The organism is Arthrobacter sp. zg-Y769 (assembly GCF_020907405.1).
Classification (GTDB): Bacteria; Actinomycetota; Actinomycetes; order Actinomycetales; family Micrococcaceae; genus Arthrobacter_B.
Genome location: NZ_JAJJOE010000014.1, coordinates 97,341 through 118,840, shown reverse-complemented (window position 1 = coordinate 118,840; position 21,500 = coordinate 97,341). Strand labels below are relative to the sequence as shown.

At 66.1% G+C, this 21,500-nt stretch carries 19 protein-coding genes; 4 read left to right on the top strand and 15 right to left on the bottom strand.

Translation table 11 applies throughout. The annotated features are described in order from the left end of the window. Positions 1–39: 39 nt before the first annotated feature. On the bottom strand, positions 40–2,430 hold the full coding sequence (locus LOC60_RS14130; protein ID WP_230026215.1) for an alpha/beta fold hydrolase: 2,391 nt from the start codon (positions 2,428–2,430) through the stop codon (positions 40–42). 182 nt (positions 2,431–2,612) lie between these two features. Between LOC60_RS14130 and LOC60_RS14125 the strand changes: the two genes are divergently transcribed. Further along, on the top strand, positions 2,613–3,338 hold the full coding sequence (locus LOC60_RS14125; protein ID WP_230026213.1) for a FadR/GntR family transcriptional regulator: 726 nt from the start codon (positions 2,613–2,615) through the stop codon (positions 3,336–3,338). 67 nt (positions 3,339–3,405) lie between these two features. On the opposite strand, the gene LOC60_RS14120 is transcribed toward LOC60_RS14125, so the two are convergent. The 8 genes from LOC60_RS14120 to truB form a co-directional block, all read right to left on the bottom strand. Then, positions 3,406–4,812 (bottom strand): M16 family metallopeptidase, encoded by a 1,407-nt coding sequence (locus LOC60_RS14120; protein WP_442860423.1) that lies wholly within the window; start codon positions 4,810–4,812, stop codon positions 3,406–3,408. Continuing rightward, a complete protein-coding gene (locus LOC60_RS14115; protein WP_227924486.1) occupies positions 4,813–7,038 on the bottom strand; it encodes a polyribonucleotide nucleotidyltransferase in 2,226 nt (741 codons plus the stop codon). Positions 7,039–7,397: 359 nt separating this feature from the next. Beyond that, positions 7,398–7,667, bottom strand: coding sequence for a 30S ribosomal protein S15 (gene rpsO, locus LOC60_RS14110; RefSeq protein ID WP_227904415.1), 270 nt, complete (start codon positions 7,665–7,667; stop codon positions 7,398–7,400). Positions 7,668–7,800: 133 nt separating this feature from the next. Further along, positions 7,801–8,784 carry a bifunctional riboflavin kinase/FAD synthetase gene (locus LOC60_RS14105; protein ID WP_230026211.1) on the bottom strand — a complete coding sequence of 328 codons (984 nt, stop codon included), beginning with the start codon at positions 8,782–8,784 and terminating at the stop codon, positions 7,801–7,803. Positions 8,785–8,892: 108 nt separating this feature from the next. Beyond that, positions 8,893–9,540, bottom strand: coding sequence for a DUF4345 domain-containing protein (locus LOC60_RS14100; RefSeq protein WP_230026209.1), 648 nt, complete (start codon positions 9,538–9,540; stop codon positions 8,893–8,895). An 83-nt stretch (positions 9,541–9,623) separates the two neighbouring features. Further along, the gene (locus LOC60_RS14095) at positions 9,624–10,079 is read right to left on the bottom strand and encodes a hypothetical protein (RefSeq protein ID WP_230026207.1); all 456 of its coding nucleotides are present in this window, start codon (positions 10,077–10,079) and stop codon (positions 9,624–9,626) included. Next, on the bottom strand, positions 10,076–10,444 hold the full coding sequence (locus tag LOC60_RS14090; RefSeq protein WP_230026206.1) for a hypothetical protein: 369 nt from the start codon (positions 10,442–10,444) through the stop codon (positions 10,076–10,078). Before LOC60_RS14090 ends, LOC60_RS14095 begins: the two co-directional genes overlap by 4 nt. Then, positions 10,445–11,353 carry a tRNA pseudouridine(55) synthase TruB gene (gene truB / locus LOC60_RS14085; protein WP_230026204.1) on the bottom strand — a complete coding sequence of 303 codons (909 nt, stop codon included), beginning with the start codon at positions 11,351–11,353 and terminating at the stop codon, positions 10,445–10,447. Positions 11,354–11,430: 77 nt separating this feature from the next. Between truB and LOC60_RS14080 the strand changes: the two genes are divergently transcribed. After that, positions 11,431–12,588, top strand: a complete 1,158-nt coding sequence (locus LOC60_RS14080; RefSeq protein WP_230026202.1) for a pyridoxal phosphate-dependent aminotransferase — start codon at positions 11,431–11,433, stop codon at positions 12,586–12,588. 89 nt (positions 12,589–12,677) lie between these two features. Here LOC60_RS14080 and rbfA read toward each other — a convergent pair whose 3' ends face one another. From rbfA to rimP, 5 genes are all read right to left on the bottom strand, one after another. Next, positions 12,678–13,151: a 30S ribosome-binding factor RbfA gene (gene rbfA, locus LOC60_RS14075; RefSeq protein WP_230026200.1), complete on the bottom strand. Its 474-nt coding sequence runs from the start codon at positions 13,149–13,151 to the stop codon at positions 12,678–12,680. Between the two features lie 71 nt (positions 13,152–13,222). Then, positions 13,223–16,141 carry a translation initiation factor IF-2 gene (gene infB, locus LOC60_RS14070; RefSeq protein ID WP_230026199.1) on the bottom strand — a complete coding sequence of 973 codons (2,919 nt, stop codon included), beginning with the start codon at positions 16,139–16,141 and terminating at the stop codon, positions 13,223–13,225. 132 nt (positions 16,142–16,273) lie between these two features. Further along, entirely contained in the window at positions 16,274–16,669 is a 396-nt protein-coding gene (locus LOC60_RS14065) for a YlxR family protein (protein WP_230026197.1), read from the bottom strand. Between the two features lie 49 nt (positions 16,670–16,718). Next, positions 16,719–17,690, bottom strand: coding sequence for a transcription termination factor NusA (nusA, locus tag LOC60_RS14060; protein ID WP_230026195.1), 972 nt, complete (start codon positions 17,688–17,690; stop codon positions 16,719–16,721). Then, entirely contained in the window at positions 17,691–18,317 is a 627-nt protein-coding gene (rimP, locus tag LOC60_RS14055; protein WP_442860422.1) for a ribosome maturation factor RimP, read from the bottom strand. 86 nt (positions 18,318–18,403) lie between these two features. Between rimP and LOC60_RS14050 the strand changes: the two genes are divergently transcribed. Together LOC60_RS14050 and LOC60_RS14045 are read left to right on the top strand one after the other, a co-directional pair. After that, positions 18,404–19,642, top strand: a complete 1,239-nt coding sequence (locus LOC60_RS14050) for a DUF4439 domain-containing protein (RefSeq protein ID WP_230026191.1) — start codon at positions 18,404–18,406, stop codon at positions 19,640–19,642. A 71-nt stretch (positions 19,643–19,713) separates the two neighbouring features. After that, on the top strand, positions 19,714–20,700 hold the full coding sequence (locus LOC60_RS14045; RefSeq protein WP_230026189.1) for an aminoglycoside phosphotransferase family protein: 987 nt from the start codon (positions 19,714–19,716) through the stop codon (positions 20,698–20,700). Here the strand turns inward: LOC60_RS14045 and LOC60_RS14040 are convergent. After that, positions 20,697–21,494, bottom strand: a complete 798-nt coding sequence (locus LOC60_RS14040; RefSeq protein ID WP_230026188.1) for a sulfite exporter TauE/SafE family protein — start codon at positions 21,492–21,494, stop codon at positions 20,697–20,699. The two genes, LOC60_RS14045 and LOC60_RS14040, sit on opposite strands and share 4 nt — an antisense overlap. Positions 21,495–21,500: the final 6 nt, after the last annotated feature.

Here is a 21,500-nt window from a genome sequence, read left to right as displayed (position 1 = left end):
TGCTTTCGTTTTGGGGACGGGTGTCTTAGGGGCATCCGGTCAGCGGGATGCGGTGAAGTCACCTTCACCAGCGGGTGAGAACCGGAGGGGCGCCTCGGCCCAGAAGCCGAGGATGAGGCTCGCGAACTCCTCGGCCCGCTCGATCTGCGGCATGTGCCCGGTGTCCCGGAAGGCGTGCGTGCGGGCCTGCGGCAGGTGCCGGCCGGCGGCGGCGAGGTGGGCGAACGGGAAGATCCTGTCCTTGTCACCCCACACGACCAGGGCCGGCACACGCTGCGCTGCGACTCCGGCCATCAACTCCCCGCGCCAGCCCTCGCGGGAACCCCGGAATGTGCCGAGTGCCGCAGCGGTGTCCAGGAAGACACGGGCGGCGTCCGGCCTCGAGGCCAGAAGGAATCCGCGGCTGACCCTCTCATCCGTGACCAGTGCAGGGTCGTGGAAGAGGTTGCGCTCGAGCCGGCGCGCCGACGCCGGACTGGGCCTGCCCAGGAGCCGTTTGCCCAACGGCCGGACCGACATCAGCCGGACCGGCAGGGCGACCTCGCGGCCGAAGCCGGCGCTGCCGGCGAGCACGAGGCTGCGCACCCGCCCGGGAGACTGCAGTGACAGTTGCATCGCGACGGCTCCGCCGAGGGAGTTGCCCACCAGATGCGCGGGTGAGGAGATACCCACCGAGTCCAGGAAGGCCTCCAGGAAGCGGGCCAGGGCCGGGAGTGAGTACGGTTCGCCCAGCGGCGCGGATTCACCGAAGCCGGCCAGGTCGACGCTTACGACGCGGTACCCGTGGCCGGCGAGCAACTCGTGCTGCTCGGTCCAGTCCTCGAGGCTGCGGCCGATTCCGTGCACCAGCACGACCGGGGTGCCCTCCCCCTCGTCCCGGTACCGGACCTGTCCTCCCCCCGCCATGACTCTCTGAGTATGAGGACTGTTCAGCCCCTCTGCCGGCACCGGCGGCGGGACCTGGGCGCCGTCGCTGCGCTGGAAGCTCAGGGTCCCGTCCTCAAGCCGCCGGCCGCTGAAGAGCCGGATGTCCAACAGATAGTTTTGGTGCAGCCGCCAGGGCACCCGCGAACCCTGCTTGGCCATCCCGTCCACTCCCCGCCGGATGTAGCCGGCGTCGAGGTCGAGGAAAGGATGGGGAGTTTCATCCGTGGGGGTGAGCGGGGTTGCACTGGCATACCCGTTCGCGTCCAAATGCTGCAGAAGGCGGCAGGCGTAGCGGCTGATCAGATCGGCCTTCAGGGTCCAGGAAACATTGGTGTACCCCGAGACCACGCTCAGGTTGGGCACGCCGGAGATCATCATGCCCTTATAGGCGAACCGCTCGCCGACGTTGACCTTCCCGCCGTCGATGCTCAATGTCATGCCGCCCAGCCACTGCAGGTTCAGCCCGGTGGCAGTCACGATGATGTCGGCGGGAAGCTGCTCGCCGGACTCAAGCTCGATCCCGTCCTCAGTGAAGGTCCGGGTGCCGCCGGTGACGATCGAGGCTTTGCCGCCACGCAGTGCCGTGAACAAGTCGCCGTCAGGGACCGCACACAAGCGCTGGTCCCAGGGGTTATAGGGCGGGTTGAAGTGCGTATCCACGTCATACCCCGCGGGGAGCAGCTTGATGGCGTCCCGGCGGATCCTGGCGCGGACCATGTCGGGCCTGCTGCGGCTCAGTGTGTACCGCAGGTGCAGGTTCAGCCAGTTCTTCCACCGCAGGACGGAATAGGCCGGGGATGCCGGAAGTACGCGCCGGAGCACATCGGACAGGGGATCGACGGTTGGCACGGCCGCGATGTACGACGGCGTGCGTTGCAGCATGGTCACGTGCGCGGCCTTCTCGACCATGTTCGGGACCAGTGTCACAGCGGTGGCGCCGCTGCCGATGACAACCACGCGCTTGCCCGTGTAATCAAGATCCTTGGGCCAGTGCTGGGGGTGCACGATCTGGCCGCGGAAGCCCTCCTCGCCCTTGAACGCCGGGCGGTAGCCCTCGTCGTAGCGGTAGTACCCGGTGGCACCGATGACCCACGAGGCGGTAAATCCAACGGTCTCCCCGGTGTCCGTCCGCTCTGCGGTCACGGTCCATAGCGCGTCGGCCGTGGACCAGTCCGCTGACAGCACCCGGTGGTGGAACCGGATGTGGCTGGTGATTCCGTATTCGTCGGCGGTCTCCTCGACGTAGCGCCTGATCGACTCCCCCTCGGAGATCGCCTTGGGCTCCTTCCATGGCTTAAAGGAGTAGCCGAAGGTGTACATGTCCGAATCGGAGCGGATGCCGGGGTAGCGGAACAGGTCCCAGGTCCCGCCAATGGCACCGCGTGATTCCAGGACGGCGTACCGCTTGCCGGGACACTCCCTGACGAGATGCGCGGCGGCACCAATACCGGACAGGCCGGCTCCGATAATCAGGACATCTACGTGCTTTGTTACCTCGGTCATCGTTCTCCCTTGAAGGATGTACTCGGGTGGAAACAGTGCCTCGACCCAAATAAGTGAGGACAACCCAATAAAATATAATGAAAGTGATATTCATCACTATGAATTGGAGCCTAGACTGGGTGCACACCCCCGTCAAGGGGCAATCCGAGCGGCTCGAACTCCTCGGGCAGAAAGAGGGTCGGATGTCGATCCAACCAAGCAGTCGCGCCCATGACGTGGCTGCCCTGCTGTCATCCCTTTCCGAGAGTTCCCAGCCCGGGGCACGCCTGGGACAGAAGGATGAGCTCAGGGAACGGAGCGGGGCGTCTTCCGGATCCTTCAACGAGGGTCTCAAAATCGCGCAGGATCGAGGCGCCGTGGAGGTCCGGCGAGGGCCCGGCGGGGGCATCTTTGCTGTTGAACGGACCGTCCTGGGCCGCCTCGGCGGCGAGCTGATGACCCTGGACACCGGCGACCCCAGCGTGGCTGAGGCGCTGCGGATGCGCAATACCCTCGATCCGCTCGTGGTGTCGGATGCCCTGGACCACGCGACCATGGCCGACATAGCCCGGTTGCGCGAACACCTGGGCCAGATGGAACAGGCGATTGAAGCCTGGGACATAGACGGCTTCATGAGGGCATGCACGAACTATCAAAGACACGTGCTCTCTTTATCACCAAACGCCCTGCTGCGCCCGGTCTTCGGTGCGCTGCTGGACATCCTGGAACGGGAAGGGGTGCCGGTCTCCACCATGAGCCGTGCCTTGACCGAAGAAGGCCTTCGTGCCCGCCTGGCATTCTTTACGCGGATGACCGCAGCCCTGGAAACCCGGGACCGCGAAGCCGCGTACGCCGTCATGGTGGAATCGACCGTGGGCTGGCGCCCCTACCTGCCCCGCGAGAACACCGCACCCGGGCAACACCCCTGAACAATACCGACGGCATTTAAGCCGTTCCGCGGGGAGAGCTTCCGGGAGCAGCGGGACCCGTGGAGAGTTACGCCGAGAAGCCGAGTTCCGCGGCTGACTCGAACGGACCCACCACGGTGATGGTGCGGGGTGCGGCAGCCAGTTCGGCAGCCAGTTCCTGCACCTGTTCGGCGGTGACGGAATGGATCCGCCGCAGCGACTCGTCGATGTCGATGAACTCGCCGCTGACAAGTTCTGCCCGGCCCAGGCGGGACATCCGGGAACCGGAATCCTCGAGCCCGAGCACCATGCCGCCGGAGATCTGGCCCAGGGCCTTGGCCAGCTCGCCCGGCTCCACGCCGTCGGCGGCGAGGCGCTCCAGTTCGCTGCCGAGCAGGTCGATGACCTGGCGGGTCTTGGCAGGCGAGCAGCCCGCGTACATACCGAAGTAGCCGGCGTCGGCGTACGACGCCGAGAAGGAGTAGGTGGAGTACACCAGGCCGCGCTTCTCGCGGATCTCCTGGAACAGGCGGGAGGACATACCGCCGCCGAGGATCGTGTTCAGCACGCTCATGGCAAAGCGGCGGTCATCCGTGGCGGTGAGCGAGGGGCAGCCCATCACGATGTTGGCCTGTTCCACCGGGCGGTTGATGACCTGCACGCCGGCGGTTCCGGTGATCTGCGCCGGTGCGGTGTCGCGCCGGGGGGCGGGCGTTGCCGCCGGGTCGAGGTTCCAGCCGGCGGTCTGCAGGGCTTCCAGCACCAGGGCGCAGACTTCCTCGTGGTCCAGTCCCCCGGCGGCCGTGACCACCAGTTCCTCCGGCCGGTAGTAGCGCCGGTAGTGCTCCAGGACTGCCTCGCGGGACACGCTGCGGATGGCGTCGGGGGTGCCGCCGATGGGACGGCCGAGGGCGTGGTCGCCAAGGACCGCCTCGGAAAACTTTTCGTGGCAGAGATCGGCCGGATCGTCATTGTCCATGGCGATCTCTTCCAGGATGACGTCGCGTTCCTGTTCCAGTTCCTCCGGATCAAGGACGGCGGACGTCACCATATCTGTGATGACATCTATGGCCATCGGAAGATCGGTGTCCAGCACGCGTGCGTAGTAGCAGGTGCTTTCCTTGGCGGTGGCCGCATTGGACTCACCGCCCACCTCGTCAAATGCCGAGGCGATATCCAGCGCCGAGCGGCGGCTGGTGCCCTTGAACAGCAGATGCTCAAGGAAGTGTGTAGAGCCGTGCCGGCCCGCGGCTTCATCCCGCGAGCCGACACCAACCCAGAATCCGATGGCCGTGCTGCGCTGGCCCGGCATTTCCTCCGTCAGTACCCGAACGCCGCCGGGCAGGACCGATCGGCGCACGACGGCGCCTCCCGGAGTGCCGACCACGAGGGTCGGGTCGGAGGAAAGTGTGGTCAGTGGAAGCTGGACTACCGTCCCGTGCCCCTTCGGCGAGGAAGGGGACACGGGACGGTTTCCATCGGAGTTCTCCGGCATTTACTCTGCAGACTCGGTTTCTGCTGCTTCTTCGCCTTCGGCGTCTTCGGCAACCACCGGGGAGAGCGAAAGCTTTCCACGGTCATCGATCTTGGTGATTTCCACCTGGACCTTCTGGCCCACGGAGACGACGTCGTCGACGTTGTCCACGCGCTTGCCGCCGGCGAGCTTACGCAGCTCGGAGATGTGCAGCAGGCCGTCCTTGCCCGGAGTCAGGGAGACAAAGGCACCGAAGGTGGTGGTCTTGACTACCGTGCCGAGGTAACGCTCGCCGATCTCGGGGACCTGCGGGTTGGCGATCGCGTTGATCGCCGAGCGGGCAGCCTCGGCGGAGCCGCCGTCGGTTGCACCGATGAGGACGGTGCCGTCATCTTCGATGGAGATGTCAGCGCCGGTGTCCTCCTGGATCTGGTTGATCATCTTGCCCTTCGGGCCGATGACCTCGCCGATCTTGTCCACGGGGATCTTGACCGAGATGATGCGCGGGGCGAACTCGGAGAGTTCGTCCGGAGCGTCGATCGCGGCCTGCATCACGTCGAGGATGTGCAGGCGGGCTTCGCGGGCCTGCTTCAGTGCTGCTGCCAGCACGGAGGCGGGGATACCGTCGAGCTTGGTGTCCAGCTGGATGGCCGTGACGAACTCGGAGGTACCGGCAACCTTGAAGTCCATGTCGCCGAAGGCATCTTCGGCGCCGAGGATATCGGTCAGGGCGGCGTAGCGGGTTTCGCCGTCAACCTGGTCGGAGACCAGGCCCATGGCGATGCCTGCCACCGGAGCGCGCAGCGGAACACCGGCGTTGAGCATGGACAGCGTCGAGGCGCAGACCGAACCCATGGAGGTGGAACCGTTGGAGCTCAGGGCTTCGGAGACCTGGCGGATGGCGTACGGGAATTCTTCACGCGTGGGCAGCACCGGCATCAGGGCGCGCTCTGCAAGTGCGCCGTGGCCGATTTCGCGGCGCTTGGGCGAACCCACGCGGCCGGTCTCACCGGTGGAGTACGGCGGGAAGTTGTAGTTGTGCATGTAGCGCTTGCGCGTTACCGGCGACAGCGAGTCGATCTGCTGTTCCATCTTCAGCATGTTCAGCGTGGTGACACCCATGATCTGGGTTTCGCCGCGCTCGAAGATGGCCGAACCGTGCACGCGGGGCAGGACCTCGACCTCGGCGGTGAGCTGGCGGATGTCCGTCAGTCCGCGGCCGTCGATGCGGACCTGCTCCTTGAGGATGCGCTGGCGCACAACCTGCTTGGTGACGGAGCGGAAAGCAGCGGAGACTTCGCCTTCGCGGCCTTCGAACTTCTCGGCCAGTGCGGCCTTGACTTCGTTCTTCAGCTCGTCGGCAGCGGCGTCGCGCTCCTGCTTGTCGGCGATCGAGAAGACCTTGGCCAGCTTCTCGCCGGCTGCGGCTTCAACGGCCTCGTACACGTCGTCCTGGTAATCCAGGAAGATCGGGAACTCGACGGTGGGCTTGGCGGCGCGGGCAGCCAGGTCCGACTGGGCATCGCACAGGACCTTGATGAACGGCTTAGCCGCTTCCAGGCCCTCTGCAACAACCTCTTCGGTCGGGGCGGTGGCGCCCTCTTCCTTGATGAGGTTCCAGGCGTTGTCGGTGGCTTCGGCTTCCACCATCATGATGGCGACGTCGTCACCGGCAATGCGGCCGGCTACCACCATGGAGAACACGGCGCGCTCCAGCTCGGAGTGCTTCGGGAAGGCAACCCACTGGCCGTCGACCAGGGCAACGCGGACGCCGCCGATCGGGCCGGAGAACGGCAGGCCGCTCAGCTGGGTGGACATGGAGGAAGCGTTGATCGCGACCACGTCGTAGAGCACGTCCGGATTGATCGCCAGGACGGTGACGACAATCTGGACCTCGTTGCGCAGGCCCTTGACGAAGGCGGGGCGCAGCGGGCGGTCCATCAGGCGGCAGGCCAGGATGGCTTCGGTGGACGGACGGCCTTCGCGGCGGAAGAACGAACCCGGGATGCGGCCGGCAGCGTACATACGCTCCTCGACATCCACGGTCAGCGGGAAGAAGTCGAAACCTTCACGCGGGGACTTGCCGGCGGACGTGGCCGAGAGCAGGGCGGTGTCTTCGTCAATGTAGACCATCGCCGAGCCGGCTGCCTGCTGGGCAAGGCGGCCGGTTTCGAACCGGATGACGCGCTTGCCGTACTTGCCGTTGTCAATAACGGCTTCTGAGAACTGAATTTCGGGACCCTCCATATGAGAGTCACCTCCGTTTCTTCTGTGGGCGGAGGCACCCAGCACCGTATCGAACTTCTTTCCGTGCGGCACGGGCCGCACGTTCAACACCCGGTCTTCGATCGAGGTCCTCGGGCAGAATCTCCCGGAGACCACTACCGAGGACCGCGAATGCTGCGATGCTGGCTGACTCCTGTGATGTTTGCTGTGCTTCTTTACTGCTGTTCTTCTTTACTGCTGTACTTCGCTACTACCCTGCACGGTCCCCCTCGAGGGGGGACCAGATCAGACAGGTGCGCTTCCGGCTTTCCCGGTGTCCATGCCTGCCTGCGCAAAAGGCGGCTCCCCGTGCAGTGCACAGGTGCCGCCTTCCACAATGACTATCGACGCAGGCCGAGGCGCTCGATGAGCGCACGGTAGCGGGCGATGTCGGTCTCGCGCAGGTAGGTAAGCATGCGACGACGGCGACCAACCATGGCCATCAGGCCGCGGCGGGTGTGGTGGTCGTGCTTGTGGGTCTTCAGGTGCTCGGTCAGGTCGAGGATGCGCCGTGAAAGCACAGCAACCTGAACCTCGGGGGAACCGGTGTCCCCTTCAGCCCGAGCGAATTCCCGAATGATCTCCTGCTTGACGGCGGGATCGAGTGCCAATGTAACTCCTAGAGTTGTGCCGTGAGGCCCGAGTCAGCACTTCGCTGCCGGGAATCTTTCTGGTCCTCGGGCGTGAGCCCCGGAACATAAAGAAATTCAGCCGCCACGGACCGCAGCCGAATTTGAATCCAGTTTACCTGCCCGTGCCGCTTTCTGTCGAAAGGACCTCTCGGGTGCGTTCGACGTCGAGCCGCATCTGGTCGACCAGCGCCTCGGGTCCGGTGTAGGCCACCATGCCGCGCAGCCGGTCCACGAATTCCACCATTACGTGCTGGCCGTACAGGTTGAAGTCCTCGACGTCCTCGGCGGGGCGGTCGATGACATGTGCCTCGACCTGCCGGCTGACGCCCTCGAACGTGGGGTTGGAACCCACGGAGACCGCGGCGGGCCAACGGGCGCCCGCCTCATCCACCAGCCAGCCGGCGTAAATGCCGTCGGCGGGAATGAGGCCGGAGGCGTCGGGGGCGAGGTTCGCGGTGGGGAAACCCAGTTCGCGGCCGCGTGCCGCACCGTGCACCACCTCGCCGCGCATCCGGTGGGTGCGGCCCAGCAGACGGGCGGCGGTGCGGACATCGCCTTCCCGCAGCGCTTCGCGGATCCAGGTGGAGGAGCAGCGCCGGCCGGAGTCAGGGCCGTCCGGAAGCGCACCGAAATCGTCCACCGCCTCGACATCGAATCCGAGCCTGCGGCCGAGCTCCCTCATGGTGTCGAGGTCTCCGGCGTTGCCCCGCCCGAAACGCACATCGTGGCCGATGACGACGGTTTTGGCGTGCAGCGCGTCCACGACCACCCGGCGGACAAACTCCTCCGCGGTAAGGGAAGCCAGGTCCAGGGTGTAATGCATCATCAGCAGGCCGTCCAGCCCGGTGTCCGCCAGCGCCTGCACACGGTCCACCAGGCCCATGATCAGTTCCGGCGCGCTTTCGGGACGGTGCACCTGCGCGGGATGGGGATCAAAGGAGATAGCCACGGCGGCCGCATCCTGGGCACGCGCCACTTTCACCAGGCGGTTGAGCACATGCTGGTGCCCCAGGTGCACCCCGTCGAAGTTGCCGATGGTGATTACTGTCGGACCGACATCGGCAGGGATTTCCGCCAGGTCATTCCAGTAGTACACACAGGCTCCTTAGCAGCAATTTCCAGTGCCGTTCGAATGGCTAATACAGGGTCGGCGCGGCGGCAGCCGCCGCGCCGGGACCTATCCATTATGTCCGATCGGCACCGCTTACCGGGAACCGCCCGCAATCCCCGGATCGCCGGCGTCCCCGCCGCCCTGCTGGCTGTACTCGCGGCGCAGGTCCGAGGTCTTGGCTATGAACCGGTGCCAGACCAGCAGCGCCGGCGGGAAGGCCAGCTCAACGATCATCAGCACAATGAAGGTGAAGTGCGGAGTTCCGGAGAAGGCCCAGGAAAGCACCCGGCCGATCCCGCCCAGGAACACCATCAGGCAGACGAGCCAGAGCATGTTCGCCCACTGGAATTTCACCGCAATGGCCACGAACGCAGCGCCCACGCCCACCATCATGGCGGCGAAGAAACGGTACTGGCTCTCCAGCGTGGGATTGACCTCTCCCCCGGAACCCTCCGGCAGGCCGGCCGTGCCGGTGATGAGGTTGTAGAGGCCGAACCCGGCTACCAGGATGCCCACGCCGATAACGACGGCGCGGAAGACTCCCCAGTCGTCGCTGCTCTTGTAGGCCCTGGGTGCCTTGGGTGCCTTGGGCTGCCTGCCGGTTCCCCGCTGTTTCCGCGCCGGCTGCTTGCCGGACCGGCTCCCGGAATCCGGGCGGGAGGCGTCAGGTGTGGACGTTCCCGGCACGCCGGTGTCCGAAGGGCTGTTCCTGTCGCCCGGTGTCGGCGCTGTGTTGCTCATGGCTCTCCCTTGACGGAGTTGGAACGGAAGTTGTTCCTGCCATCGTCTCACGCACCCCCGGGAAACAGGTAAGCATACTTATCTCAGCGGCGCGCGTCGGCGCGGTGCCGGTAAAGCCACCACAGCCCGATCATCGGCAGGACCAGCGGCACATAGCCGTAACCGCTGCCGAAGCCGGACCAGACCGTGTCATCAGGCAGTGCGGCGGGATCAATCAGGCCGAAGATTCCCACAGCCAGCACGCCGAACATTTCCACGCCCACGGCCGCAACGGAAACCTTATAGGCGGTGGAGCCGGACCGGCCCAGGCCGACGGTTGCCACGACGTAGACCACGGCCGCGAAGGCGGACAGCAGGTAGGCCACCGGTGCATGGTCGAACTTGGTAAGGATCTGGAAAGCCGCCCGTGCCGAGGCCGCCAGCGCGAAGATTGCGTAAACGGCTACCAGCAGCCGGCCGGGGCCCGCATTGCGTGCGGCCGGGGAGGACGGGGACGACTCCGGGACTCCGGCGTCGTCACGGTGATTGCTGTGGTTCATAGAAGAGTTGCTCCGTCCCAGATCTGCTCCATCCGGAACAGCATGACAAATACGGTGATTCCCACCGCGGAAAGCACAATGTTGCTCCAGCGGCTCCGGTCCAGGAGCGACCACCAGAGCGCCCCGACCGGAATCACCAGTGCGGTCAGCAGGTAGCCCCAGAACTCCCAGGCCTCCCCGGCGATCCCCTCGCCGCCGGCGAGGCGGATCAGGGAAGCGGCGCCGTAGACCAGCAGGAACAGTTCGACGGCGGCCGCGGACAGGATGGTGAGATCGTTCGGCCCCTGCTTCAGGGCGGCGGCGCCGATGCACAGCACCACGGACACCAGGCAGACCAGGGAACCGACAAGGAACAGCGGGTCCATTTACGCCAACTCATTTCCAGGCGCGAAGACCAGCAGTGCCTTCGCCTGCTCGCCCTTGTCCTCCAGCAGTCCCACCACGCGGGCGTCCGGGCCCATGGCCGCCACCGGTCCGGGCTGGCCGTTGCCGGTGGCGCTGATCCGGCGGCCGTGCGAGAGATCCCCGGCTTCGGCTTCGGAAAGCCTGCGTACCGGGAAGAGATCGGCCGCGGCGTCGTCCAGGTCCAGGACCCGCAGGTCCTCGGCCAGTTCCTCCAGGGTGGAGGCCTGCTCCAGGCTGAACGGTCCCACACAGGTGCGGCGCAGCGCCGTCAGGTGGCCGCCGACGCGGAGCGCGGCACCGAGGTCGCGGGCCAGGGCACGGATGTAGGTGCCGGAGGAGCAATCCACGGTGACGTCGACGTCGCGGAGCCGGCCGCCGTTTTCGCGCCGGATGTCGTGGATCTCAAAGCGGGAGACCGTGACCGGCCGGGCAGGCAGGTTTACCTCGCCGCCGGCGCGGACCTTGGCGTAGGAGCGTTCGCCGTTGACTTTGATCGCGCTGACGCTGCTGGGAACCTGCTGAATGTCGCCGGTGAGGGCCGCCACGGCTGCCCGGATCTCCTCGTCCGTCACGGCCGCGGCGATGGTTTCGGCAGTGACTTCACCCTCGGCGTCGTCCGTTACCGTCGACTGTCCGAGCCGGATGGTGGCCTCGTAGGTCTTGGTGGTGCCGACAATGTAGGTCAGCAGGCGCGTGGCCTTGTTGATGCCCACCACCAGTACACCGGTGGCCATCGGATCCAGGGTGCCCGCATGTCCGACCTTCCGGGTTCCTGCCAGCCTCCGCAGGCGGCCGACCACGTCATGGCTCGTCCACCCCTGCGGCTTGTCCACAATAATCAGTCCTGAACGGACCTGCCCTGAATTCACGCCTTTCAGTATATGTTGCGGGACGCGGCCCCCGAGCCGCGGCCCCGCTGCCCGTCCGGCGGCGATAGCATTCGGATATGGCACAGCTCTCACCCCATGTCCGGAAGGTCCCGCCCAACCAGATCCGCGAAATCACCCAGGCCGCGTGGGCGAAGCCGGACGCCGTTGTCCTGAGCATCGGCGAACCCGGCTTCCCCACCCCGGCACACATCCTCGACGCCGCACGGGCCACGCTGGACCGGGATGAGACCGGCTACACCCCGAACGCGGGTATCGCTCCCCTGCGCTCCGCTTTTGCCCGGCATGCCGGCCAGGCCTGCGGAAGGGAGATTTCCGCGGAGCGGGTGTTCGTCACCGCCGGGGCGCAGCAGGGCCTGCATCTGGCGATGAGCCTGCTCCTGGACGCCGGCGACGAAGTCCTGGTGCCGAATCCCGGCTATCCCACGTTTGCCATGACGGCGAAGCTGCTGCATGCAGTGCCGGTGGAGTACCCGCTTTATCCGGAGCACGGGTTCCAGCCGCAGCTGGAGGACATTGAGGCTTTGCTGACGCCCCGTACCCGGGTGCTGCTGCTCAACTCGCCGTCCAACCCGCTGGGAGCAGTGTTCAGCGGCGAACTGACCCGGTCGCTGGTGGACCTGGCGCGGCGGCATGACCTGTGGATCCTTTCGGACGAATGCTACGAGGCGTTCACCTTCGACGTGCCCCATGTCAGTCCCCTCGCCTTCGACGGAGATGCCGGGGAACGCGTGATCGCCTCCCTCACGCTGTCCAAGACGTATGGCCTGACGGGTTTGCGCATCGGCGCCCTGGTGCTGCCGGAGGGACTGGAGCCGGTGCTGAGCACGGTCATGGAGTCCATCGTTTCCTGCGTGGCCTCCCCCTCGCAGTACGCTGCCCTGGCCGCGCTGACCGGGCCGCAGGACTACGTGCATGCCGCGTCCGCGCATTACCGGGCGAACCGGGATGCTGCCTGCGCGGTCCTTGCCGAAAAGGGCATTCCCTATCTCGAGGCACAGGGGGCCTTCTACCTCTGGGCCGATCTGTCCGCCGTAACCGGAGGAAACGTCCGGGACTGGACCCTGCGCTTCCTGGAAGAGGAGTCAGTGGCGGTCGCCCCGGGCACCACTTTCGGGTCTATTGGCGAGGGCTGGATCCGGATTGCGCTGTGCGGAGACCGCGATGAGCTGCTGAAAGGCGTACGGCGGCTGCCTGCCCGCCCTGAGGCTGCCTGATACCTAAGGCAGCGCGGGGCAGATTGGGCTGCGAAAAAGGGAGCGGTTCCGCATAAACGGAACCGCTCCCTTTTGAGGGCGCTTGGAAACTACTTGGCGTCGGAGTCGACCGGAGCGTCGGATTCGAGGTCTTCGTCGAAGTCCTCGTCGTCCTTGCGGTACGGGTCGGCGTCACCGGCGTACGTGGCACCTTCCTTGAGCGCTGCCAGTTCGGCGTCGCGCTGTTTGGCTGCCCGGATCAGTTCCTCGAGGTGACCGGCGTTAACCGGAATCTCGTCGGCAACGAATTCGAGCGTAGGCGTCAGGCGGACGGTGATGTTCTTACCCACCTCGGCGCGCAGGATTCCGCGTGCGGATTCCAGGGCTGCCTTGGTGTCTGCCTGCTGTTCCTCGTCGCCGAACACCGTGTAGTACAAAGTGGCGTGCTGCAGATCGTTGGTGACCCGCGCGTCGGTGATGGTCACAAATCCCAACCGGGGATCCTTGATCCGCCGCTCGAGCGCCTGGGCAACTACTACCTTGATACGGTCAGCGAGTTTCGCAGCGCGTGCTGGATCTGCCATTACCTCTCCTTACTAAAGACTGGAAACAAGTACCCGCGGCCGCCGGGATACCCGACGGCCGCGGCCACAGACTAGACGCGCGGCTTCTCGCGCATCTCGAAGGTCTCGATAATGTCGCCTTCGCGGACGTCGTTGAACGAGCCCAGGCCGATACCACATTCGAAGTCCGTGCGGACCTCGGTGGCGTCGTCCTTGAACCGCTTGAGCGAGTCAACAGTGAGGTTGTCACCGATGAGCTTGCCCTCGCGGGTAACCCGTGCCTTGGCGTTGCGGCGGATGACACCGGAGCGGACGATCGAGCCGGCGATGTTTCCGAACTTGGAGGAACGGAAGACTTCGCGGACCTCGGCGGTGCCGAGCTGGACTTCCTCGTACTCGGGCTTGAGCATGCCCTTGAGTGCAAGCTCAATGTCATCGATTGCTGCGTATATGACCGAGTAGAAGCGCATGTCCACGCCTTCACGCTCTGCCAGGTCGGCAACGCGCTCAGCAGGCTTGACGTTGAAGCCGATGATGACGGCGTTGTCCACCGTCGCCAGGTTGACGTCGTTCTGCGTGATGGCACCGACGCCGCGGTGGATGACGCGCAGCTGCACGCCTTCGCCGACGTCGATCTTGAGCAGCGAGTCTTCCAGGGCTTCCACGGCACCGGAAACGTCACCCTTGAGGATGAGGTTAAGGGTGTCGACCTTGCCGTCAGCAACGGCCTGGTCGAAGTCCTCGAGGCTGATGCGCTTGCGGCGCTTGGCCAGTGCGGCGTTGCGGTCCGCAGCCTCACGCTTTTCAGCGATCTGGCGGGCGGTACGCTCATCGTCGGTCACGAAGAAGGTGTCGCCGGCGCGGGGAACGTTGGACAGGCCGAGCACCTGGACCGGACGCGACGGTCCGGCTTCGGTGACGTTGTCGCCGTTCTCGTCGAACATGGCACGGACGCGGCCGTGGGCCGTTCCCGCCACGATCGTGTCGCCGACCTTCAGCGTTCCGGACTGGACCAGCACAGTTGCTACTGCGCCGCGGCCCTTGTCCAGGTTGGCTTCGATCGCGATACCGCGGGCATCCTTGTTCGGGTTGGCACGCATGTCCAAGGCAGCGTCTGCGGTAAGCAGCACGGCTTCGAGCAGGGCGTCAATGTTGAGGTTCTGCCGGGCAGAGACCTCCACGAACATGGTGTCGCCACCGTATTCTTCCGGAACCAGTCCGTATTCGGTCAGCTGGCCGCGGACCTTCTCCGGGTTGGCGCCTTCCTTATCGATCTTGTTCACAGCGACCACGATCGGCACATCGGCAGCCTGCGCGTGGTTGAGTGCTTCCACCGTCTGCGGCATAACGCCGTCGTCGGCTGCGACAACCAGGACGGCAATGTCGGTGACCTTGGCACCACGGGCACGCATGGCGGTAAACGCCTCGTGGCCCGGAGTATCGATGAAGGTGATGGGACGCGTTGCGCCTTCATGGTCGAACTGAATCTGGTAGGCACCGATGTGCTGGGTGATGCCGCCGTGTTCGCCCTCGACAACGTTCGAGTTGCGGATGGCGTCCAGCAGGCGGGTCTTACCGTGGTCAACGTGACCCATGATGGTGACTACCGGAGGACGTGCCTCAAGCTCTTCGTCGCCTTCGGCTTCAAGTTCCGCCTCGAAGTCGATGTCGAACGTGCTCAGCAGTTCGCGCTCTTCGTCTTCCGGTGAGACAACCTGGATCTTGTAGCCCAGTTCGGCGCCCAGGATGTCGAACGTGCCTTCATCCAGGGACTGCGTGGCCGTTGCCATTTCACCGAGGTGGAACAGAACGGTCACGAGTGCTGCGGGGTTAGCCTCGATCTTGTCGGCGAAGTCCGTGATGGACGCGCCGCGGCGCAGACGGACAACAGTGTTGCCGTCACCGCGGGGTACCGAAACGCCGCCCAGCGAAGGAGCTGACATCTGCTCCAGTTCCTGCCGCTTTGCCCGCTTCGACTTGCGCTGCTTGCCGCGGCCTGCGCCGCCCTTGCCGAAAGCACCGGCAGTGCCGCCGCGTCCGCGGCCGCCCTTGCCGAAGCCGCCGCCTACAGGTGCGCCGCCGCCGCCGGTACCCGGGGCTCCGCCCGGTCCGCGGCGCGGTCCTGCTGCGCCGGGACGTCCCGGAGCTGCCGGACGCTCGGTGCGGTTAGGCATCATGCCCGGTGTGGGGCGTGCGCCGCCGGCGCCTGCTCCTGCCGGACGGGGCGTGCCCGGACGCGGTGCACCCGGACGGGGAGCACCGGGACGCGGTGCACCCGGACGCGGTGCGCCGGGACGGGGTCCACCGGCACCGGCTGCGGGACGGGGACCTGCTGCACCCGGCGTACCGGAGCGTTCGGCCTCATCGCGGCGTCCACCCGGACGCGGCATGCCCTGCGAGGTGGCGAAGGGGTTGTTGCCCGGACGCGGTGCGCCGGCTCCCCGCTCACCGTCGCCGCGGCCACGCGGACGCGGCATGCCCTGGGAGGGTGCAAACGGATTGTTGCCCGGACGGGGTCCACCGGCGCCGGGGCGCGGAGCACCGGGACGGGGAGCCGAAGAGGACGGCGCCTTGGCGGCATCCTCCTTGGCTGCTTCGGGTGCAGCGGATTCCGCGGCCGGAGCCGGCGTTGCCGGTGCTTCGGCTGCGGGCGCTGCCGGAGCAGCCTCTGCAGGCGCAGCGGGCGCCGGAGCGGCCTGCTGCTCAGCTGCGGGAGCTGCCGGAGCGGCCTGCTGCTCAGCTGCGGGAGCTGCCGGAGCAGGCTTGCCGGGCTTGGGCGACGGCGATGCAGGCTTGGACGCAGAGGCGTCTGCCTTGGAGGGGGCTGCCGGGGAAGCGGCAGCCTTGTTTTCAGGCGCCGGGAAGGCGCCTCGAAGCTTCTTGACTACCGGGGCCTCGATGGTGGATGAGGCGGAACGGACGAATTCGCCCAGTTCCTGCAGTTTTGCAACTGCATCCTTCGAGGTAATGCCGAGCTCTTTAGCAAGCTCGTGTACGCGGACCTTGGCCACATTTCTCCTGTCTCGGTCCGCACCGAGCCAGGTACGAACCGTCTATTTACTGCGGGCTTTCACTGCAGTTGCAGCGAAGCCCATCACAGAGCACAACAAAGTACTCATCGCTGGGTACTCATCGGGTTTCCATCAGATTTCTGACCCGCTTTCAGGTTGGACGGTTTTGGGTCCGTTCCCGGTCGGAACGTTCCCAAGGGCCTTGAACCAACGTTCGACGTCCGATATTTCCGCGGAACCCTTGAAGGCCCGTGGAAAGCCCGAACGTTTCACTGCCAATCTCAGGCATGCCGTGTCGGGGTGCAACCAGGCACCCCTTCCAGGCATTCGGCGGTCCTCGTCGACATGAACGGCGTTGCCGCCTTCCATGCTGACACGAACCAACCGCAGCAGAACAGCTTGGTCATCCTTTTTCCTGCACCCTATGCACGTTCGCTGTGGAACGTGCCTGGATACCCGATTTCCCGGGGCAGCGCCGGAAGCGGCTGCCGGTGAATGGGACGCGGAGGGTGACCCGGCCTTATACATTCTAGCGCCTTTCTTGTCCGGCGCCGCATCCGCTTCCGGCACCGGCAGCCTAGGAGGCCTTCGCGTCGGAAACGATATCGATCCGCCAGCCGGTCAGCTTTGCCGCGAGCCGGGCATTCTGGCCTTCCTTGCCGATCGCCAGGGAGAGCTGGTAGTCGGGAACCACTACCCGCGCGGACCTCAGGTCCTCATCGATGATGGTCACGGAGTTCACGCGCGACGGCGAGAGGGAGTTGGCAATGAACGTTGCCGGATCCTCGCTGAAGTCGACAATGTCGATCTTCTCGTCGTGCAGCTCGTTCATGACGGCCCGGACGCGGGAGCCCATCTCGCCGATGCATGCACCCTTGGCGTTGATGCCCGGAATGTTGGCCTTGACCGCGATCTTGGAACGGTGTCCGGCTTCGCGTGCCAGCGCCACGATTTCCACGCTGCCGTCCGCGATTTCCGGAACTTCCAGTTCGAAAAGCTTGCGGACCAGGCCGGGGTGGGAGCGGGACAGCGTGATGGACGGGCCCTTGAAACCGCGGCGCACGTCCACGACGAAAGCACGCAGACGGGAGCCGTGAAGGTACTTCTCCCCCGGAACCTGCTCGGGCGGGGGCAGCAGCGCCTCCACCGAACCCAGGTTCACCTGGATCATGTGCGGATTGTTGCCCTGCTGGATCTGGCCGGAGACCAGTTCACCTTCGCGGCCCTTGAACTCACCGAGGATGTTGTCATCCTCGACGTCGCGAAGCCGCTGCAGGATGATCTGCCGGGCCGTGCTGGCGGCGATCCGGCCAAAGCCTGCGGGGGTGTCGTCGAACTCGCCCACCGTGGCTCCGTCGTCGTCGAGCTCCGCGGCCCAGATAGTGACGTGGCCGGTCTTCCGGTCCAGTTCCGCCCGCGCCTGGTCCTGGGCGCCGTTGGTCTTGTGGTACGCAACCAGCAGGGCCTGCTCAATGGTCGGCACGAGGAGATCCAGGGGGATCTCCCGTTCGCGTTCCAGCAGCCTCAGCGCACTCATATCTATTTCCATCTAGGCCTCCTCAGCTGTGGTTTCATCATCCGGGGCGTCCTCGCCAGCCGGGTCGTCTTCAAGGTGGGCGAATTCAACTTCAACGCGCCCCTTGCGGATGTCGGCGAATGCCAGGCGGACCGGGTCCCCCTGCTTGGCCTTCATCCCTTTCTTGACCGGAAGTTCCGGTATTAACGTAATGCCGTCTTCCTCGACGGAAACGAGCCGTCCCATAACGTCGTCCCCGTGGAGCATGGAGACGGACACCATGCGGCCCGCGTTGCGGCGCCAATGGCGCGGCTCGGTAAGGGGACGGGAAACCCCGGGGGACGAAACCTCGAGGTTGTAGGGGCGTCCGTCGTCGCCCGGATCGTTATCCATTGCCTCGGAAATCACCTGGGCCGCGGCCGAAATCCGGTCCAGGCTGACGCCTCCGGGCTGGTCCTCGGGAAGGTCGACGATGACATGGACAGTGCGGTGGGCACCGGTCATTTTGATCTCGATGTCTTCGAGGAACAAATCCTGCATCTCTACCGTGGGGGCCAGGTAATTCTTTAGCCGCTGCGTCTCCGCGGCTACTTCTGCACGCATCGCATTCCTGCGGTAATCCGACGACGTGTCTTTTTTGGGGTTGGGCCGAACCGCCATAGCTGCCTCCCACTAGATGTTGTTGTAGTCCTAGACTACCGACATTCCTCAGGCCTTGAGGCATCGATGCAGATGAGAGCGGGTTCGTGACATCATCGACTGTTGTGGATGAGCCCTTGGAAACCCCCGGAGCCGAGCCTGCGCGTGCCCGCGGGCTCAGGCGCGCGGGTGCCGGTGCGCGGCGTCTTGTGTTGTTCCTCGCATTGGGCGCCGTGGTCCTCAGCTTCGGCCTGGTGGCCGATACCGGAGACGCATCGGACCGCGGCCGGACCTTTTCGGGAATTGCCCTGGCCCAGGCACGGGACGGTGCGCTGAACCTCGCGGCCGAGGCACGGGTACTGGCCGATGCCGGGAAGAACCCCGAAGCAGCGGAGTTCCTGGCGCAGGCCGAGGGACTGCGGACGCAGGCCGCCCTGCTGACCGGTACCGGGCGGGAACCTTCCGCATCCCGACGCAGCTTTGAGGAACCGTTCGATGTTGCCGGTACAGCCGGTTCGGACCGGGCCGGCTCCTCCGGCGCTTCCGGCGCTTCCGGGAACCCGGAGCACTACGTACAGACCCTGGCCGCTTCCGCACGGACCAATCTCCGGTCCGCGTGGCGGGCCGACGCCGGGACGGCCCGCCTGCTGGCCGCGACCGGAGCCGCCCAGCAGGTTTGGGCCGTCCGTGCCGCAGGCCTTTACGACCTGCCCGTGCCGGAAACCATCGCCCCGGGCGCCGGAAATCCGGCTCCCGGCACGTCACCAACCGGCGGTCCTGGGACGGATCAGACCCCGCCGGCCTGTCCGGATGCCGGCACCGGAGAAAAGGCCGCGGAACCGGAAACCGGGACGGAAACTTCATCCGGTGACACGGCTGTAAGTGACGCGGCTGGAACGGACGCCGCGGCGCCGGACGCGGCCGCTGCCCTGAAGGCCGCCATTGACGCTGAATTCGGGGCTGCCTACGCCTACGAGGTTGCCCTGGCGCAGGATCCTCCCGCGGCAGATCTCGGTGAGCAGTGGCGCAGGCGCGGTGCCGAGCATGAATCCCGCGGCACGGACGCCGTGGCCTACCTGCCCGACCTGTGTCTGCCGGCGGTGGCACCGGTGGCCGCGTACCGTTTGGATGCGGGTTTCCTGCGGGATCCTTCCGGCGCCCTCCCCGCACTGGAACAGCAGTTCCCGGCGGTCTACGCTGACCTCGTGGCGTTGTCCGAAGGCGACCTGCGCGGCTGGGCGATCAGCCGCCTCGCCGCCGTCTCGGGGGAACTGTATCTGGAAGCGGACACCGTCCCCGCAACGCCCGGCCTGGCTGCCGTCCCGGACGACCTGCCGTGGAACTGATCCGCCCGGTCCCCCGGTCCGTCCTGGACAACCCCGCCGCAGACTTAACCGCAACCGCCTAGGAGAAGTGCATGGCACCCGCCGTCGTCGTCCCTGATGCGCTGCGCCGACGCTATCTCGGCACCCGGGACGGCCGGGCATGGGTGGCGGACCTGCCCGGGTTGGTCGAAACCAGCCTCGCCGCCTTCCGGCTGGTTCCCGATCCGCCCGGTGCGGCGCCCTGGCACGGACACGGGGCGCTGGTGCTGCCCGTGCGTTCGGCCCACGGCACACCGGCCGTGCTGAAGTTCCCGTTTCCGCATCCGGAGGCAGCCACCGAGGCTGCCGCCCTCGCACTGTGGGACGGCAACGGTGCCGTGCGGCTGCTGGACCGGGACGCCGCGGGAACCTGCCTGGTACTGGAACGCCTGAACCCGGACCGAACGCTGCTACAGGCGGACATGGCGGATGCCGTGCGGATCTGGGGTTCGCTGGTGCGGCGTCTGGGGCTGCCCGGGTCCGACTCCCCTCATTGGGCGGCCATCCCCTCCCTCGCCGAACACGCCGAACAGCTCTCGGACGAACTGCCGGCGGAATGGGACGCCCTTGGACGCCCGTTTGAACGCTGGCTGCTGGAAGCCGCGCTTGAGGTCTGCCAGACCCGGGGCGCGGTGGGACGCCGGTCTGCCCGGGACGTGCTGGTGCACGCGGACCTGCACTATGCCAACGTCCTGGCCCGCCCCGGACAGCCGGACGCATACGCGGCCATTGACCCCCAGGCGGTCTTCGGCGAGCCCGAATACGCGGTCGCTCCGATGTTGTGGAACCGCCTGCGGGACCTGGACGCCTCTACACCGGAGGATTCGCTCCTGGCACGGCTCGAAGCCCTCTGCAGCGCCGCCGGCCTGGACCGGAACGCAGCTCTGGACTGGAGCGTCCTGCGCGAGGTAACCAACGCGCTGGACTACGTGCGCGAAGGGCAGCACGGCGACGCACAGCGCTCCGTCTGGGTGGCATCGGCGCTGACCGGCCGGGGGCATCCGGGCATTCCGCCCGTGGAGGAGCTGCCGGCGGCCTAGCCGCGAATGTTCTCCACCCAGACATCGTGGCCCAGCTTGACGATCAGCGCGGCCACCACCACCAGGAAAACTATCCGGATGAAGTTGCTGCCCTGTTTTACCGCCATCCGGGCACCGAGATAGCCACCGATCATATTGGCGAACCCGAGCACCAGGCCCAGCCCCCAGAGCAGCGATCCGTTCGGCAGGAAAAACGCCAGGGCACCGAGGTTCGTCGCCATGTTCACGATCTTGGCCTTGGCGCTGGCCGCGAGGAAGTTGTACCCCAGCAAGGTGACCATGGCAATGATCAGGAAGGAGCCGGTGCCGGGTCCGATCAAGCCGTCATAGAAACCGATCACCAGGCCGATCCCGGCTGCGGTGCCGTAGTGGCGGCCTCCGGTGTGGCGCAGTTTCGTCAGCTCGCCCACGGTTGGTTTCGTGGCGGTAAACACGGCCACGGCAATAAGTGCCACCACGATAATGGGTTTGAAGACCGACGACGGCAGCGAGGCGGCCAGGATGGCCCCGCCGAAGCTTCCCGCCAGGGCGATACCCGCCATCGGCAGCGCCGTCCGCAGGTCTGGATGGGCACGCCGATAGTAGGTCACGGCACTGGTGGTGGTACCGAAGATGGAGCCCATCTTGTTGGTCGCCAGCGCCTGGACCGGGCTGATTCCGGGCACGAGGAGCAGCGCCGGCAGCTGGATCAGCCCGCCGCCGCCTACCACGGCATCCACCCAGCCGGCCGCCAGGCCCGCCACCACCACAAGTGCGATGGTGGCAAGCGTGACGTCCTCGAGACCGGAGACCACCGGAGG

Coding starts and splice junctions, on each gene's coding strand:
- LOC60_RS14045 (WP_230026189.1), top strand. CDS start 19,714: ATGGCACCCGCCGTCGTCGTCCCTGATGCGCTGCGCCGACGCTATCTC.
- LOC60_RS14090 (WP_230026206.1), bottom strand. CDS start 10,444: ATGGACCCGCTGTTCCTTGTCGGTTCCCTGGTCTGCCTGGTGTCCGTG.
- LOC60_RS14130 (WP_230026215.1), bottom strand. CDS start 2,430: ATGACCGAGGTAACAAAGCACGTAGATGTCCTGATTATCGGAGCCGGC.
- LOC60_RS14100 (WP_230026209.1), bottom strand. CDS start 9,540: ATGAGCAACACAGCGCCGACACCGGGCGACAGGAACAGCCCTTCGGAC.
- LOC60_RS14095 (WP_230026207.1), bottom strand. CDS start 10,079: ATGAACCACAGCAATCACCGTGACGACGCCGGAGTCCCGGAGTCGTCC.
- nusA (WP_230026195.1), bottom strand. CDS start 17,690: ATGGAAATAGATATGAGTGCGCTGAGGCTGCTGGAACGCGAACGGGAG.
- LOC60_RS14115 (WP_227924486.1), bottom strand. CDS start 7,038: ATGGAGGGTCCCGAAATTCAGTTCTCAGAAGCCGTTATTGACAACGGC.
- LOC60_RS14120 (WP_442860423.1), bottom strand. CDS start 4,812: ATGCCGGAGAACTCCGATGGAAACCGTCCCGTGTCCCCTTCCTCGCCG.
- LOC60_RS14125 (WP_230026213.1), top strand. CDS start 2,613: ATGTCGATCCAACCAAGCAGTCGCGCCCATGACGTGGCTGCCCTGCTG.
- LOC60_RS14080 (WP_230026202.1), top strand. CDS start 11,431: ATGGCACAGCTCTCACCCCATGTCCGGAAGGTCCCGCCCAACCAGATC.
- rbfA (WP_230026200.1), bottom strand. CDS start 13,151: ATGGCAGATCCAGCACGCGCTGCGAAACTCGCTGACCGTATCAAGGTA.
- LOC60_RS14065 (WP_230026197.1), bottom strand. CDS start 16,669: ATGTATAAGGCCGGGTCACCCTCCGCGTCCCATTCACCGGCAGCCGCT.
- rimP (WP_442860422.1), bottom strand. CDS start 18,317: ATGGCGGTTCGGCCCAACCCCAAAAAAGACACGTCGTCGGATTACCGC.